The sequence below is a fragment of the bacterium genome, assembly GCA_026129405.1.
Lineage (GTDB): Bacteria > Desulfobacterota > Binatia > DP-6 > DP-6 > JAHCID01.
The window spans coordinates 1371052-1386924 of the sequence record JAHCID010000001.1 but is presented as its reverse complement, the minus strand read 5'-3'; the positions used below and the strand labels follow the sequence as shown (position 1 = coordinate 1386924).

The 15873-nt window shown below is 74.2% G+C and carries 13 protein-coding genes and 2 pseudogenes; 10 read left to right on the top strand and 5 right to left on the bottom strand.

Annotation, left to right across the window (positions count from 1 at the left end):
- The first annotated feature begins 17 nt into the window (after window positions 1–17).
- On the top strand, window positions 18–233 hold the full coding sequence (locus tag KIT14_06360; GenBank protein ID MCW5890158.1) for a dodecin domain-containing protein: 216 nt from the start codon (window positions 18–20) through the stop codon (window positions 231–233).
- Window positions 230–1213 carry an MBL fold metallo-hydrolase gene (locus tag KIT14_06355; GenBank protein ID MCW5890157.1) on the top strand — a complete coding sequence of 328 codons (984 nt, stop codon included), beginning with the start codon at window positions 230–232 and terminating at the stop codon, window positions 1211–1213. The genes KIT14_06360 and KIT14_06355 overlap by 4 nt, the downstream gene beginning before the upstream one ends.
- A gap of 237 nt (window positions 1214–1450) precedes the next feature.
- Here KIT14_06355 and KIT14_06350 read toward each other — a convergent pair.
- A pseudogene (locus KIT14_06350) lies at window positions 1451–1900 on the bottom strand (response regulator).
- A 569-nt stretch (window positions 1901–2469) separates the two neighbouring features.
- Between KIT14_06350 and KIT14_06345 the strand changes: the two are divergent.
- The 4 genes and pseudogenes from KIT14_06345 to KIT14_06330 all read left to right on the top strand — a co-directional run bounded on the left by KIT14_06345 (window position 2470) and on the right by KIT14_06330 (window position 4657).
- Window positions 2470–2949 (top strand): annotated as a pseudogene (locus KIT14_06345) (glycosyltransferase family 2 protein).
- A gap of 10 nt (window positions 2950–2959) precedes the next feature.
- Window positions 2960–3604, top strand: coding sequence for a hypothetical protein (locus KIT14_06340; GenBank protein ID MCW5890156.1), 645 nt, complete (start codon window positions 2960–2962; stop codon window positions 3602–3604).
- 145 nt (window positions 3605–3749) lie between these two features.
- On the top strand, window positions 3750–4247 hold the full coding sequence (locus KIT14_06335) for a nucleotidyltransferase domain-containing protein (protein ID MCW5890155.1): 498 nt from the start codon (window positions 3750–3752) through the stop codon (window positions 4245–4247).
- Window positions 4244–4657, top strand: a complete 414-nt coding sequence (locus KIT14_06330) for a HEPN domain-containing protein (GenBank protein ID MCW5890154.1) — start codon at window positions 4244–4246, stop codon at window positions 4655–4657. Before KIT14_06335 ends, KIT14_06330 begins: the two co-directional genes overlap by 4 nt.
- Before the next feature lie 58 nt (window positions 4658–4715).
- Here the strand turns inward: KIT14_06330 and KIT14_06325 are convergent, their stop codons facing one another.
- Window positions 4716–5996, bottom strand: a complete 1281-nt coding sequence (locus KIT14_06325; GenBank protein ID MCW5890153.1) for an MBL fold metallo-hydrolase — start codon at window positions 5994–5996, stop codon at window positions 4716–4718.
- 53 nt (window positions 5997–6049) lie between these two features.
- On the opposite strand from KIT14_06325, the gene hrpB reads away from it, so the two are divergent.
- Window positions 6050–8596, top strand: coding sequence for an ATP-dependent helicase HrpB (hrpB, locus tag KIT14_06320; GenBank protein ID MCW5890152.1), 2547 nt, complete (start codon window positions 6050–6052; stop codon window positions 8594–8596).
- 17 nt (window positions 8597–8613) lie between these two features.
- Here the strand turns inward: hrpB and KIT14_06315 are convergent, their stop codons facing one another.
- Complete coding sequence (locus KIT14_06315) at window positions 8614–10680, bottom strand: hydantoinase/oxoprolinase family protein (GenBank protein ID MCW5890151.1); 2067 nt, start codon at window positions 10678–10680, stop codon at window positions 8614–8616.
- A gap of 225 nt (window positions 10681–10905) precedes the next feature.
- On the opposite strand from KIT14_06315, the gene KIT14_06310 reads away from it, so the two are divergent.
- Window positions 10906–12936 (top strand): hypothetical protein, encoded by a 2031-nt coding sequence (locus tag KIT14_06310; protein MCW5890150.1) that lies wholly within the window; start codon window positions 10906–10908, stop codon window positions 12934–12936.
- Between the two features lie 18 nt (window positions 12937–12954).
- On the opposite strand, the gene KIT14_06305 is transcribed toward KIT14_06310, so the two are convergent.
- On the bottom strand, window positions 12955–13683 hold the full coding sequence (locus KIT14_06305; protein ID MCW5890149.1) for a thrombospondin type 3 repeat-containing protein: 729 nt from the start codon (window positions 13681–13683) through the stop codon (window positions 12955–12957).
- A gap of 330 nt (window positions 13684–14013) precedes the next feature.
- On the opposite strand from KIT14_06305, the gene KIT14_06300 reads away from it, so the two are divergent.
- Entirely contained in the window at window positions 14014–14574 is a 561-nt protein-coding gene (locus KIT14_06300) for a hypothetical protein (GenBank protein ID MCW5890148.1), read from the top strand.
- 168 nt (window positions 14575–14742) lie between these two features.
- Entirely contained in the window at window positions 14743–15072 is a 330-nt protein-coding gene (locus KIT14_06295) for a DUF2834 domain-containing protein (protein ID MCW5890147.1), read from the top strand.
- A 1-nt stretch (window position 15073) separates the two neighbouring features.
- Here the strand turns inward: KIT14_06295 and KIT14_06290 are convergent, their stop codons facing one another.
- Window positions 15074–15862: an inositol monophosphatase gene (locus KIT14_06290; protein MCW5890146.1), complete on the bottom strand. Its 789-nt coding sequence runs from the start codon at window positions 15860–15862 to the stop codon at window positions 15074–15076.
- Window positions 15863–15873 lie beyond the last annotated feature (11 nt).

Sequence of the window (15873 nt, the reverse complement as noted above, 5' to 3'; positions counted from 1 at the left end):
GCGCGCGGAGGTCGCCCATGGTCGAGAAGACGATCGAGCTCACCGGCACGTCCACCAACTCCATCGAGGACGCCGTCGGCCTCGCGGTGTCGCGCGCCTTCCAGACGATCAAGGGCATCCGACCCGAGATCGAGATCGACAGGATCACCGCCGTGGTCGAGGACGGCGGCGTGATGGCCTGGCGCGTGCGCGTGCGGGTCAACTTCGCGGTCCAGGAGCAGATGCACGAGTGAGCACGCCGGAGGCGGCGAGGACGCGCGAGGTGGCGGACGGCGTCTGGCAGGTGTGCCTGCCGCTGCCGATGCGGCCCACCATCGTCAACGTCTGGCTGGTGCGCGGCGAGCTCGGCTGGACGCTCGTCGACACCGGCATGCACACCGGCGACAGCCTGCGGGCGCTCGAGGGCGCGCTCGCCGGCGTCGGCATCGGCTTCCGCGACCTCGCGCGCATCGTCTGCACGCACCATCACATGGACCACTTCGGCACCTCGGGTCCGCTGCGCGAGCGCACCGGCGCGGAGATCTGGCTGCACCCGCTCGAAGCCGAACGCGCCGCCGCGGCCGCGCACCACACGGGCGAGGACGCCGGGTGGTTCCGCCGCGTCGGCGTGCCCGAGGTGCCGCCCGAGAAGCGCATGCCCGGCATGCGCACGATCGTCGGCAATCTCTACTGCCCGGCCGTGCCCGATCAGCTGCTCGCCGACGGCGACGAGCTGGCGCTCGGCGGCCGCTGGTTCGACGTCGTCTGGACGCCCGGCCACACGCCGGGCCACTGCGTGCTGCTGCTGCAGCCCGACCGCGTGCTCTTCGTCGGCGACCACCTGCTGCCGAAGATCACGCCCCACGTCGGCATCCAGCCCGGCGGCCCGGAGAACCCGCTCGGCGACTTCCTCGCCTCGCACGAGAAGATCAAGCGGCTCGACGTGCGCCTCGTCTGCCCCGCGCACGGCGGCGTCTACGAGGACGCCCACCGCCGCGCCGTGCAGCTCATCGACTTCCACCGCGTGCGCAAGCTCGCGATGCTCGAGCTGCTGCGCAAGCGCCCGATGACGCCCTACGAGGTCGCCCTCGACGCCTTCGCGATCAGCCCCGACAACCGCTTCCAGGTGACGGCCGCCACGTCCGAGACGCTCGCGCACCTCGAGCTGCTGCGCTTCGAGGGCCGCGCGCTGCGCAGCGACGACGACGGCGTCGTGCGCTACCGCGCGCGCTGACGGGCGACCGCCGGCACGCGGCGCCGGCCTTGCGCCGGGAACCCGTCCGCGGGATGAGCCGCTGCCATGCGCATCGTCGCCGTATTGGCCGCCCTCGCCTGCTGCGCCGCGCTCGCCGGCGCGAAGGACTTCGCAGCCACGGAAGCCGACTTCCGCTGCCTCCTCGAAGGCGCCCAGGTGCGCAACATGCGCGTCTTCCACCGCAAGCCGAAGCAGCTGAAGAAGGCGGTGCGCACGCTCGAGAAGGCGAAGCCCGGCCGGCTTGGTGAGGTAGTCGACCATCCCCATGGCATGTGCCTGCTGCGCGATGCCGCCGTGGCCGGACAGCGCGACCGTGGGAACGGCGGCGAGCCTCGGGTCGCGCAGCTGCCGGGCGCGGACCTCGCGCCCCGACATGTCGGGCAGCTGGAGATCCAGCAGGACGACGCACGGTCGGCCGCCAGCCCGCAGCGCCGCCAGTGCATCCTGCCCGTCGGCGACCGCCGTCACCTCGTGGCCGTCCAGACGCAGCAGCTCGACGACCGCGCGGCGCAGGTCGTCCTGGTCCTCGACGAGCAGGATGCGATGGCGATGGTGAGGGGGCATACGCGATGGCGTAGGAGAGCTGCACGTCGCGTGCCGGCAGCGGGGGCGCAACCCGGGCGCACGGAACCAGGCGAGGCGACGGCCACCGGGACCCCGGCGCATGCAGCGGATTGCAGAATGTACAGGCGACGCTCGCGCGCCGGTTCAGACGTCGCGTCGTGCTCGCGATCCGTCAGGAAGACCCCGAAGCCCGACTGGTGTCGCGGGCACCTGGGCCTCGACCACATGAGCCCACTCATGCGCGCTGCGCGACGCGGACCTGGAGCGTCTTGACGCGGCTTGACCCGTCATGACCTGGTAGCCGGGGTGGCTGCCGCCGGGCTCGAGAGACGCTGCTCCTCACGCTGGAGGAAGTGGTCGAGCTCCACCAGCAATTGCTCCAGCGGTTCGGGGAGCACGAATGGGGTGCGCGATCCGGGTCTGCTCGAGAGCGCGCTCGCACGCCCGCGGTGCGGCTACTACGCATCCCTCTCGGAGCAGGCTGCGGCGCTGATGCAGAGCCTCGCGGGCAACCACGCCTCCCTCGACGGTAACGAGCGCGTCGCGGTCGCCGCACCCGCCGTGCTCCTCCGAATGAACGGCTGCGCGCTCCGTGTTGGCACCGACGAGGCCGAGCGATTCCTCCGATGCGGAGTAACGATCCGCTTCGAACCGCAGGATAGCCCACCCTCATCGCCTGTCGTCCGTCCGGCGCCGTGACGCCCTTCGTCTCGATAGTCGTCCCGACCCACGATCGCCCGGATCACCTGGGACGATGCCTCGCGGCGCTGGCGCGCCAGACCCGCGCGCCTGACCGCTTCGAGATCATCGTCGTGGACGACGGCGGGACGCTACCGGCGGCGCCGATCGTGCACGACTTCGCCCAGCGATCGTCCGTGCGGTGCCTCAGGACGGCGCATGCTGGCCCGGCCGCGGCGCGCAACGCGGGGGCAGCGTCGGCCCGGGGCGACGTGCTGGCCTTCACGGACGACGATTGCGCTCCCGCTCCCGGGTGGATCGACGCGCTCCTCGGGGCGGCGGCACGTCACCCCGAGGCCGCGTGGGGCGGCCCGACACGCAACGCCCTGACGGACAACGGCTACGCCACGGCGACCACGCTCATCGTGGACCACCTGGCCCGCCACGACTTCCTGCCGTCGAGCAACCTGGCGATGCGTACCGGTGCGGCACGATTGGCTGGACCGGATCCTCGCCGCGCAGACACGGGGCGATGCCGTCGTCGGCGGAGCGATCGCGAACGCCAATCCCGAGTCTCGTATCGGGTGGGCGGCGTGGCTGCTCGAGTGCGCGGCGTGGGCCCCCGGACGACCCGCGGCGGACGTGGTCGAGATCCCGACGAGCTGCCTCGCGATCCACCGCTGGGTGTTCACCGCACACGGACCGTTCGCCATGCGGGGGTACTCGTCGGACACGGCGTTCCACTGGCGCCTTGCGCAAGCGGGCGTCCGCCGTCGCTTCGACCCGAGCATCGAGGTGGCGCACGTCAACCCCGATCGCCTCGGAGTCCTCCTCGCCAAGAAGATCCGCCACGGACGCGACTTCGCCCGCATGCGCGTGGCCGAGCGGCGGTTCTCGATCGGACGGCGGGCGCTCTATGTCGTTCTCGCGCCGTTGCTTCCGCTTCTCCTCTGGGCACGGATCGCCCGACTCGTCCGACCCGTTCGTGCGCTGCACGGCCCCCTCGTCCGATCGACGCCGCTGCTCCTCCTCGCGCTCGCCGCGTGGGCCGCCGGCGAGGCCGTCGGATACGCTTCGGCGGGCACGCGCCGGCACGATCGCGTCGCGGATGCCGACGCAGTGGCGTGACCGTACCCGGCACGCTCATCCCCTGCTGCGGGATGTGGCGCAGGAGCGCCTGCCGCGCTGAACCGCGCACCCACGGTGGCCGCGCCGGTCGGGCTCCCCAAAGACCTTCGCTGTACCCGCCCGGGGGCGGTGGTATCGATCGCTCGTGCCGGAGACGCTCACCGTCGGCCATCCGTTTCTCCGCAGGGTGGTCGAGGCGCTGGATCAGACCTACGGCGCGCGGCTTGCGTCGGTGGCGGTCTTCGGCTCCGTGGCGCGCGGCTCGGCGCGGCCGGACTCGGATCTCGACCTCTTCGTCGTCGTCGACGGTCTGCCCCCGTCGCGACGGGCACGCCTGCGGACGTTCGACGCCGTCGAGCAGCACCTCGCTGCCGCGCTTCGGGATCTGGCTCGTCGCGGGGTGCACACACGTCTCGCGCCCCTGCTCCGCACGCCGGACGAGGCCGTGATCGCGACCCCGCTCATGCTCGACCTCACCGAAGATGCCGTGATGCTGGTGGACAGGGACGGCCTGCTGGCGACGGCCCTCGCCGCGCTGCGCACCCGGCTCGCGCGCGCCGGCGCCCGCCGCATCTGGCGCGGCACGCAGTGGTATTGGGACTTGAAGCCCGATTTTCGCCGCGGCGACATCGTGCGGATATGACGAGCCTCTCGCTCGCCCACAGCTGCTTCGACAAGGCGCGGAAGCGCCTGCGCGCGCTGCGCGTGCTGCTCGAGGACGAGGCCTACTCCGACGTCGTGTGCGAGGCGCAGGAGCTCGTGGAGCCGGCGCTGAAGGGAATGCTGCGCTTCATCGGCCTCGAGCCGCCCAAGTGGCACGACGTCGGTCCACTCGTCCTCGAGCACCGGGAGCGGCTGCCGGCTTCGGTCGCTGCGGCCGCCGAGCGCCCGGCCGAGATCTCGTATCGACTGCGACAGGAGCGCGAGTTCGCCTTCTACGGTGACGACGAATTCATCCCGACCGACGAATACACCCGCGACGAGGCGCAGGCCGCACTCGACGACGCGTGCTTCGTGCTGTCGATGCTCGACGCGTTCCAGGGCCCGGACTGACGCGCGGTTCGCACCCCGGCTGCGCCGACTCGCCGTCGTCGGCGGCGGTGAGCCGCGCTCAGTGCCGCCGGCCGCCGAGCACGCTCATCCCGCCGTCGAGCTCCATCGCCGGCTCCTCGCCCAGCGCCCGCTGCGCGTCCTGCATCGCGGCGCGGTAGATGCCGCGCGCCATCAGCGCCTCGGCGTCGTCGGTGAGCTTGCGGTAGACGTCGCGCTTCAGCGCCTGTGCCTCGGCATCCGACGGCGACGCCTGCGTCGCCCACTCGGCGCAGTGCGCGGCCATGGTCGCGTCGCCCGCCGCGAGGAACGCCCGGCCGCGCGCGACGATCGCACCCGTGCCGCCCGCCAGCTCCGCGATGACGCCCGCCTGCGCCGCCAGCGGCGCCGGCAGCAGGTCGGACGCGACGCCGTTCCACCACCCGCCCCACAGCCGCAGCAGGTTGCGCACGATGAACTTCGGGTGGTCGTAGGTCGCGCGCAGGAACGGGCGCGTCGCCAGCTCCGGGTCGGGCTCGACGGCGTGGACGATCTCGTCGGCCGTCTCGCCGAGGTTCAGGCGCTCGCGCACCTGGTCGACGATGACGCGGAGGTAGCGCGCCGTCTCGGTCAGCAGCTGGCGGACGGCGGCGCGGCCGTGCACGACGAGGCCGTGGCCGGGGAACAGCCACTCGGCCTCGAGGCCGGCCATCGCCTCGAGCGCGTCGGCCCACTCCTCGGGGTAGCGCTGCACCTTCTGCGGATTGCCGCAGTTCGGCGCCTGCCAGATGACCAGGTCGCCGGTGAAGAGATAGCGGCCCTGCTCGACCCACACCCACAGATGGTCGTCGGTCTCGCCGCGGGCGGCGTGATAGGTCACGTCGAGGTCGCCGAGGCGCTGGCCCATGCGGTCGCGCACCAGCAGCGTCGGCCAGTCGAACTCCTGCGGGAACATCGGCCCGGGGAGGCTGAACTGCCGCTGGTTGATGCGCGCGTTCTGCCCGTGCATGAGCCGGTAGCGATGGAAGCGGGCGACGCAGTTCTCCTGCGCCACGATCTCGGGACGCTCGCCCGCCTGCAGGAAGGCGCGCAGCCCGAAGGCGTGGTCGGCGTGGCCGTGGGTATAGACCGCCGTGTGCAGCGGCGCGGCGCTCCAGGCGCGCAGCTTGCGCTGCAGGCGGTCGCTGTTGTGGCCGAAGCCGGGGTCGATCAGCACGAGGCCGTCCGGCGTCCGCAGCGCGTACGTGTTGATGAACGCGGGATGGATGAAGACGTCGTCGGTGATCGGGGCCGCAGGGCCGAAGAAGTCGGGCTTGGCGGTGCCCGGGTCGGTCGTCACCATCGGGTGCGGGTCGGACGGCATGGCTCCGGCTCCTATCGGAGCCCGCGGAGCCGCGGCAAGGCGCTGCGGCCGGCATGACGGCCGAGCGGTCGATCGACCCCCTCCTGCCGGCGATCGTGGACGCCGCCCGGCATGTGGGCTGCCTGGTCCTGCGGGCCGCGCCGGGCGCCGGCAAGACCACGCGCGTGCCGGGCGCGCTGCTCGACGCCGGCCTCGCGGGCGGCAAGCGTGTCGTCGTGCTCGAGCCGCGTCGCATCGCGGCGCGGGCCGCGGCCGGCTTCGTGGCCGCGGAGCGCGGCGGCACGGTCGGCGGCGAGGTCGGCTACCGCGTCCGCTTCGAGTCGCGCGGCAGCGCGGCGACGCGGCTCTGGTTCCTCACCGAGGGCGTGTTCTCGCGTGACCTGGCGCGCGATCCGTTCCTCGAGGAGGTCGGCGTGGTGGTGCTCGACGAGTTCCACGAGCGCCACCTCCAGGGCGACCTCGCGCTCGCCGTCGTGCGCGAGCTGCGCGCGACCGTGCGCCCCGACCTGCGCCTCGTCGTCATGTCGGCGACGCTCGCCGCCGACGCGCTCTCGCGCCACCTCGGCGACGCGCCGGTGCTGGTCGCCGAGGGCCGCACCTGGCCGGTGGCGCAGACCTGGCTGCCGCCGCCGCCCGGCCGGCGCCTGCACGACCACGTCGCGACGGCGCTCGGCGGCCTCGTCGGCGCGCCCGACGACGACGGCGGCGACGTCCTCGTCTTCCTCCCCGGCGCCGCCGAGATCCGCCGCACCGCCGAGGCGCTCGCGCCGCTCTGCCGGGCGCGCGGCATCGACGTCGTCACGCTGCACGGCGACCAGCCGCTCGACGAGCAGCAGCGCGCGCTGCGCCGCGGGCCGCGCCGCCGCGTCGTGCTCGCCACCAACGTCGCCGAGACGGCGCTGACGGTCGACGGCGTCACCAGCGTCGTCGACTCCGGGCTCGCGCGCAGCGTCCGCTTCGACGCGCGTCACGGGCTCGACCGGCTCGTGCTGGCGCCGATCAGCCAGGCGTCGGCGATCCAGCGCGCCGGCCGCGCCGGCCGCACGGCGCCGGGCCGCTGCGTGCAGCTGTGGAGCGAGGCGGAGCACGCGGGACGGCGCGCCCATGATCCGCCGGAGATCCGCCGTCTCGACCTGGCGCGGCCGCTGCTCGAGCTGCGCGCCTGGGGGCTGCGCGACGCGCGCACGCTGGGCTGGCTCGATCCGCCCCCGGAGGCGTCGCTGGCGCACGCCGAGCGGCTGCTGGTGACGCTCGGTGCGGTCGACCCCGCGAGCGGCGACCTCACCGACGTCGGCCGCCGGCTGCTGGCGCTGCCCGCGGCGCCGCGGCTGGCGCGCATGCAGCTCGCCGCCGCCGACGCCGGCTGCGCGCGCTCGGGCGCCCTCCTCGCCGCGCTCGCCGGCGAGCGCGACATCGTCGCGGCGCAGCGCACCTTCGGCGCGGGCACCGCCGACTTCCCGCCCGGCCCGTCCGACCTGCTGCTGCGTCTCGAGCTGTTCGAGGACGCCGCGCGCCGCGGCCTCGGTGCCGACGCCTGCCGTGCGCTCGGGCTCGATCCGCGCGCCGTGCATGCCGTCGAGCGCGCGCGCCGCCAGCTCGTGCGCGGTGCGGCACCCGATCGCGACGACGATCCCGCGCGCCTCCTCTGCTGCGTGCTGGCCGGCTTTCCCGATCGCGTCGCCCGCCGCCGCGCGCCTGGCTCCGATCGCGCCGTGCTGGTCGGCGGCGTCGGCGCGGTGCTCGACGCCGCCAGCGTCGTGCGCGAGGCGGAGCTGTTCGTCGCCGTCGACCTCGAGGGCGGGCGCGGCGCCGACGCGCGCGTGCGCATGGCCAGCGCCGTCGAGCGCGCCTGGCTCGAGACCGCCTTCCCCGGTGCGGTCACACGCGGCGAGGAGCTGACCTTCGATGCGGCGCGCGGCGCCGTCGTCGCCCGCCACGTGACGCGCTATCAGGACCTCGTCCTCGCCGAGCGCGTGCGCGGCGACGTCGACCCGCGCGCCGCCGGGGTCCTCCTCGGCGACGCCCTCACCCGCGACGCCGGGCGCCTCGCGACCCTCGCCGCGCCGCACGAGGCGCTGCTCGCGCGCCTGCGCTTCCTCGCCGAGGCCATGCCCGAGCTGGCCTTGCCGGCCGATCCGCTCGCGCTCTTCGCCGAGGCGGCGCGCGCCGCCGCCGCCGGGCAGACGCGCGCCGCCGCGGTCGCCGCCGCCGACCTCGGCGGCATGCTCCGCGGCCTCCTGTCGGCGCCGCAGCGCCGCGCCCTCGAGCGCGAGGCGCCGTCGCACTGGACGCTGCCGACCGAGCGCGCCGCGCCGATCATCTACGAGACGGGGCGTCCGCCGCACGTTGCCGCGCGCATCCAGGAGTGCTTCGGCCTCACCGCGACGCCGCGCCTCGGCGGCGGCCGCGTGCCGCTGGTCTTCGAGCTGCTCTCGCCCGCGCACCGCCCGGTGCAGGTGACCGACGACCTCGCGAGCTTCTGGCGCAACGGCTACTTCGACGTGCGCCGCGAGCTGCGCGGCCGCTACCCGCGCCATCCCTGGCCCGACGACCCGCTCGCCGCGCCGCCGACGGCGCGCGCCAAGCGTCGCGGCACGTGACGGCAGGGTCCGACGGCTCAGCCGCGGCCGGTGGTGATCGTGTAGTTGCCGTGCGCGTCGACGCTGGCGCGCTGGCCCGGATAGACGACGATGGTCGTGAACGGCTCCTCGACGATCGCCGGCCCGGGGATCGTCTGGCCCGGCGCCAGCGTCGGCCCCGACCAGACCGGCGTCGCCACCCAGCGCCCGGCGAGGAACGCCTTGCGCGCGCCGAGCCGCGGGCTCGCCTTGGTGCGGCGGCCGAGGCGCGGCAGGGCCGGCTTCTCGTCGAGCGCCTGCGCGGTGACGCGCAGGCCGCGCAGGATCGGCTCCTGGTCGCGGCTGGCGTACGTGTGCAGCGCCTCGTGCATGGCGTGGAAGCGCTCGACGGTCCGCGCGATGGTGCGCGCCGTCACCTCGCCCTTGCCGGCCAGCGGCACCGGCATGTCGAACGTCTGGCCGGGGTAGCAGAGGGCGACCAGACGCTCGGAGCGCACCTTGCGCCGGCGGCCCGCGCCGCCGCCCGCCAGCGCCGCCTGCGCCGCCGCCTCCATCTCGGCGTAGAGCCGGTTCACGCGCGCGAGGTCGACGCGCGACGTGGGCGTCACGTAGGAGCGCAGCTCGTCGACGACGTGGTCGGTGAGCAGCAGCCCGAGCGCCGAGAACGCCGGCGACAGCTTCGGCACGAAGATGCGCGCGATGCCGAGCTCCGCCGCCTGCATGCCGGCGTGCACGGGGCCGTTGCCGCCGTACACCACCAGCGTCAGCCCGCGCGGGTCGACGCCGCGCCGCGCCGACGCCTTGCGGACCGCGTTCGCCATGTTGGCGTTGACGATGCGAAAGACGCCCTCCGCCGCCTCGACGACGGACAGCCCGAGCGGCTTCGCCAGCTTCTCGCGGATCGCCGCCGTCGCACCCTCGGCGTCGAGCCGCATGCTGCCGCCGCAGAAGCGGTCGGGATTGAGCAGCCCGAGGACGACGTTGGCGTCGGTGACCGTGGGCTCGGTGCCGCCGCGGCCGTAGCAGACGGGCCCCGGCTCGGCGCCCGCGCTGCGCGGCCCGACCTTCAGCGCGCCGGCCTCGACGCGCGCGATCGAGCCGCCGCCCGCGCCGACGGTCTCGACCTCCACCATCGGCAGGCCGACGAGGTAGCGATGATGCCAGTTCCAGCCCGTCTTCACCTCGGGCGCGCCGTCGCGCACCAGGCAGACGTCGTAGCTGGTGCCGCCCATGTCGACCGAGACGAAGTCGCGGATCCTAGACGCGCCCGCGACGTGCACCGCGCCCATGACGCCGCCCGCCGGCCCCGAGCCCATCACCGCCACCGCGCGCTGCGCGACGTAGCCGCCCGGCATGACGCCGCCGTTCGACTGCATGATGAGGAGCTCGCCCGCGAACCCTGCCTCGCGCAGGCGCGCGTCGAGCCGCGAGAGGTAGCGCTCGATCTTCGGCCCGACGTAGGCGTTCACCAGCGTCGTGCTGGTGCGCTCGAACTCGGGCGCCGACGGCATCACCTCGTGCGACAGCGACACCATGACCCCGGGCAGCTCCTCGGCGGCGAGCTCGCGCACGCGGCGCTCGTGCGCCGGGTTGACGAACGCGAACAGCAGGCAGACGGCCAGCGACTCGACGCCCTGCTTCGTCATGCGGCGCAGCGCGCGGCGCACCGCCTCCTCGTCGAGCGGCACCACGACGTTGCCCTCGTAGTCGAGCCGCTCGGGCACGCCGTAGCGCTGGCGGCGCGGGCAGATCGGCTTCGGCGGCGGCAGCGCCGGGTCCCAGATGTCCTCCTTGTAGCCGCGGCGGATCTCGATCTCGTCGCGATGGCCGTCGCTGGTGACGAGCCCGGTCACCGCGCCCGACATCTCGATCATGGTGTTGTCGGCGGTGGTGGTGCCGTGGACGATCATCGCGGTGCGCGCGAGCAGCCCGGCCAGATCGAGCTCGTGCCGCGCCGCCAGCTGGCGCAGGCCGCCCAGCACGCCCTCGGACTGGTCGCGGGGCGTGGTCGGGTGCTTGTCGAGCGTGATGCCGCCGTCGTGCACGAGGACGAGGTCGGTGAAGGTGCCGCCGACGTCGACGCCGACGCGCCAGGTCGGATGCACCGGGGAACGGGCCGCGGAACGGGTCGCCGGACGGGTCGCCACGTCGGGTGGCTACACCGGTGGGACGCCGCGCGACAAGACATGCGGGGGGTTTGGCGAGCACGCCGTCGCCTTGACCGGTGCGCGCGGGCGTCGCTACGGGGAGCGATTCGCGCCCATCCGCAGCCCGCGCCGCGCTCCCGCCGCCTCGGATGGGGCAGCATCGTCGCGCTCGGCGCCTGGGCGGTGGGCGCGATCGCGTTCCGCTGGGACGTCGTCGCGAGCGGCTTCGCGCGCCTCGCGCTCGCCCCCGGCGACGGGCGCCTCCAGGTGTTCCTGCACGAGCATTGGCTGCGCGTGCTCGCGGGGCGCGAGCGCTGGGACCACCTGCCGATGCTGCATCCCGCGACCGGCCTGCTCGGGTACACCGACGCCGGGCTGCTCGACACCGTCGTCTACGCGCCGCTGCGCGGGCTCGGCCTGGACCCGTTCGTCGCCTACCAGACGACCTGGCTCGTCCAGAGCCTGCTCGGCTTCGGCGGCTTCGCGCTCGTCTGCCGGCGGCTGCTCGGAACGCCGCGCTGGGTGGCGATCGTCGCCGCGTGGCTCTTCACCTTCGCCGGCGCCTACCACGCCACCACGCCGCAGGCGCACCTGTTCGCCGTCTACTACCTGCCGTGGCTCGTGCTCGGCGTCGCCTGGGCGCTCGCGACGGCGCGCGTCGCCCCGGCGCGCGGGGCGGCCGGGGCGGCGATGTGCGCGGCGCTCTTCGCGCTCCTCTTCGCGACCGCGTACTACGTCGCCTGGCTGGCGACGATCGCGGGTGCGGTGTTCGTCCTCGCCCGCGTCGCAGCCGGCGGCGCGTGGCCGCGGGTCTCCCGCGCCGGCGTCGGGCGCGTGCCGTGGCCGTTCCTCGGGGGCGCGCTCGCCGGCTTCGTGCTGGGGCTCGTCCCGTTCGTGCTGATCTACCTTCCGGCCGTCGCCGAAGGCCGCACGCGCACCTTCGCCGACGCCTTCGGATCCCTCGGCACGCTGCCCGATCTCGTCAACCCGGGTGCCGGCAACCTGCTCTGGGGCGCGCTCCTGGAGCGCCTTCCCGGCTACCCCGGCGCGCGCCTCCACGATCCGAACGCGTTCCGGACGATCACGCCGCTGGTCCTCGTCACGGCGCTGGCCGCCGCCGCGACGCTGCGGCGCGGGCGCGACCGCGCGACGACGCTCGCCCTCCTCGCGACGCTCGTCGTCCTCCTCTGCCTGCCGCTGCGCATCGGCCCGTTCACGCCGTGGCGGCTCGTCTGGGACCTCGTGCCCGGCGCGCGCGCCGTCCGCCTCGTCTGGCGCCTCCAGCTGATCAACGTCGCGGTCGCGACCTGCCTCGTCGCCGTCGTGCTGGCGACGCTGGCGCGGGCGCCGTCGCGCGCGGCACACGTCCTGGCCGTGGGCCTCGCCGCGACGCTGCTGGTCGAGCAGCTGAGCCGCGACGACTGGGGGGTGCTCGACCTCGCCCGGGAGCGCGCGGAGCTCGCGGCGGTGCCCGCCCCGCCGGCACAGTGCCGCGCCTTCGTGCTGACCGACGAGGTCGGCGTCGTCGACACGCCGAACACGTTCGCGATGACGCTCGCCCACCGGCTCGGGATGCCGACGGTGAACGGCTATACCGGCTTCACCCCGGACGGCTGGGAGCTCTACCGCGACCCGCGCCTCGCCATCCGCCCCGCCGCAACGGTCCTCGCCGCGGCCGGCACCTGGCTACGCGAGCACGACGCGCTCGCCGGCGTGTGTCGCTACGACCTGCCGTCGCGCGCGTGGACGGCCGATCCGTTCCGGGGCTGGTGGGCGATCGATGCCGGCACGACCATCGAGTTCGGCGCGGGGGGCACGGGCGACCGCTACACGCTCGGGCGCGGATGGAGCCCCCCCGGGGCGGCGAGCCGCTGGACCGAAGGGCCGCGGGCCGAGCTCGCCTTCGAGCTGGGCGACGGCTTCGCCGAGGCCAGCCAGCCGGTCGTCCACCTGCTCGTCGGCGCGTTCCTGTTCGGCCCGCTGCAGGAGCAGCGCGTCGACGTGGAGCTCGACGGCCGGCCCGCGGCGCGATGGCGCTTCACGCCGACCGACGCCCCGCGCTGGGAGACGATCCCCCTGCCGGCGCGCGGCGACGGCCGCGTGCGCCTCACGTTCCACAACCGTACCCCGACCTCGCCCGCGTCGGTGGGCTTCAACGCCGATCCCCGCCGCCTCGGCCTCTCGCTGGCCCGCCTGCGCGTGGAGCCGCGGTGAGATGCGAGCGGGCGACTTTCAGTCGCAGCCGTGGTCGTTCACGTCGTCCTGTGGATCCGAATCGGGACAACGGTCGCACACGTCGCCGACGCCGTCGCCGTCCTTCTGGTCGGCGTTCCGCTTCCGCGGACAGTTGTCACGCCAGTTGAAGACGCCGTCATCGTCGGCATCGATGTCGCAGGCATCGCCCCAGCCCTTGCCGTCGGTGTTCCGTTGGCCGGGGTTGCGGGTGCGGGGACAGTTGTCGTCGCACCCCGTCGTCGCGCCTCCCGTACAGGGGGCATCCCAGCGCACGCCGTTGCCGTCCCCGTCGTCGAGGACCCCGTCGCCGTCCCGATCGTTCGGCAAGCTCTGGATCGTACCGCACGCCGCACCTCGCAGCCGCGCCGCCAGCTTCCGCCGCTCGCTCCGCGTGACCCGATCGAGCCGCTCCAACCGGCGGGTCTTGCCCTGGACACAGCGGAGATACTCCAGGCGGCCGCTCCAGGTGCGCAGCTTCGTCCGCGGCCCGAGGCATGGACACGCCTCCGCGGCGGAGCATCCGAACTGATCGGCGGCTGGCGTCGCCTCGGGCGCGCGGCCGGGCACGTCGACCACGGTGCCGGGACACTCGTCGCACGCGTCACCCACCCCGTCGCGGTCCGTGTCGACCTGGTCGGCGTTCGCGACGCTGCGGCAGTTGTCCGCCCCGTCGACGATGCCATCCCCGTCACGATCCGCCGTACCGGCCGACAGGGCCCCCGCCATCCCCCCGCCCAGGAGCACGACGAGGACCGCCGTCGCGACGACGATGCGCCGCCGAGGCCCGGCGGCCGCTCGTCGGACTCCGTGGCGCACGCGGCGCATGCCAAATGCCGGTACTAGCCGATTAGTGTGCTGTCAACTTCTCTGCTCGATCATACACGAGGCTGGCTCGCGATATCTCAGCCAGCATTGACATGGGATCGGCGTTCATGTGATTCGCGTTCCCATCTCCACCGTGGAGGCCCGATGACTTTCATGCGACCCGCGGGTCGAGTCCGAGCGATCGCCCTTGCTCTCGCAGCGGGCATGGCGTCGAGCTGTACACACCTCGGCGTGCGTCCCGACCTTCCCGAGTACAAGGCCAACGGCCGTGTGTGCGACGAGTTCGCCGGTCTCCTCAATTATGCGCAGGAGCTTCAGGAGGCCTATCACGCGCGCGCGAGCCTCAACCGGTTCAGCATCTATGTCGCGGGCGCCCTCGCGCTCGGAACGGCGGCGGCGGGCGGAGGGCTCGGAGCCGCGGGCGCGGCGACCTTGACCATCGCGCTGCTGTCCATCTCCGGCGGCTTCACGAGCGGCATGTTCGCCGTCGTCGACAACTCGACCCTGGCCGACATCTACACCCTGAGCGCAAATCAGATCGCCGAAGGCCTGAAGGAAGCCCGCGACCTCGCAAGCCCCAACGACGAGGTGAGGTGCAAGCAGGCGCAGGCCGCCCTGCTCGAGAAGGTCACCAAGGCCCAGACGGATCTCGAGCGCGCCCGCACCGATTCGGCCGTTGCCGCCGCCATGCGGGCGCAGGCAGAGCTGACCAAGCTGCGCGAGCTGCTGTCGACGACCACGACGACCAGCACGACCACGACGACCAGCACGACCTCTCCGCCTCCCGCATGATGCCAGACGCCGCCTCGCGCGGCGATCCGGTCGCCGTTGCGCCCCGGCGACGGCGCGTGGCGCAGCCGCCACGCCCTCGGGCCCCGCGCCGCCGCCGCCGCGGCGTCGCACGAGCGGCACGGCTCTTGGAACCCGATCCCCCGAACGTCCGCCACCACAGGAGGGATCATGACGCTCAAGCTGCTCGGCATCGGTCTCGTGCTCGCCGACTTCCTCGCCCTGACCGGCTATGCCGTGTACCACCACGGCTATCTCGCCTTCTTCGACTTCCAGGCGATGAACGCGATCCAGCTGCAGATCTTCGTCGACCTGGCGATCGCGCTCGGCTTCGTCACCGTCTGGATGTGGAACGACTCCCGGGCGCGCGGCATCGCGGTGATGCCCTACCTCGTCGCCACGCTGCTTCTCGGCAGCATCGGCCCGCTGCTCTACCTGCTGCGACGCGAGGCGCGGGCGACCGTGCCGGCGACCGTCGCGCCGCGCGTGGCCCGCGCCTAGGTCACGCCGCGCCGGTGCGGCGCAGGAGCGCCGTCAGCGCCGGCATGAGGTCCGGATGGGCCGCAACCACGAGCGGCGACGGCCCGTCCGCGACCTCGAGGCGCACCACCTCCGCGCCGGCCGCCGCGGCGATCACCATGCCGGCGGCGACGTCCCACTCGGCGAGCGCGGCCTCGTAGAACGCGTCGAGGTGGCCCGCGGCGACCCAGCACAGGTCGAGGGCCGCCGAGCCGCCGCGGCGCACGTCGCGCACCGCCGGCAGCACCGCGGCGACGGTCGCCGCCTGGCGCGCGCGGACGGCGGGCCGGTACTGGAAGCCCGTGCCGACGAGCGCCATGCCGAGGTCGGCGCAGCGGCGCACGCGGATGGGACGGCCGTCGCACGTCGCCAGACCGCCGCGCACGCCGGCGTAGCAGCGGTCGCGCGCCGAATCGTGGACGACGCCGACGGCGAGCTGGCCGTCGACCTCGACGCCGATCGAGACCGAGAAGGCCGGGAAGCCGTAGAGGTAGTTGGTGGTGCCGTCGAGCGGGTCGATGATCCAGCGCACGCCCGTCGTGCCGGGGCGCGCCGTGCCCTCCTCGCCGAGGATGCCGTCGTCCGGCCGCGCGGCGGCGATGCCGGCGACGACGACGCGCTCGGCCTCGCGATCGACCTCGCTCACGTGGTCGGTCGGCGAGGCCTTGGTCTCGACATGGAGCACGCGCCCCAGGCCGGCGCGATGCACCGCCGCCGCCTCGGTGGCGAGGCGGACGGCGAGATCGCGCAGCGGCTCGAGCGGAACGCGCATGGCGCGAGGGT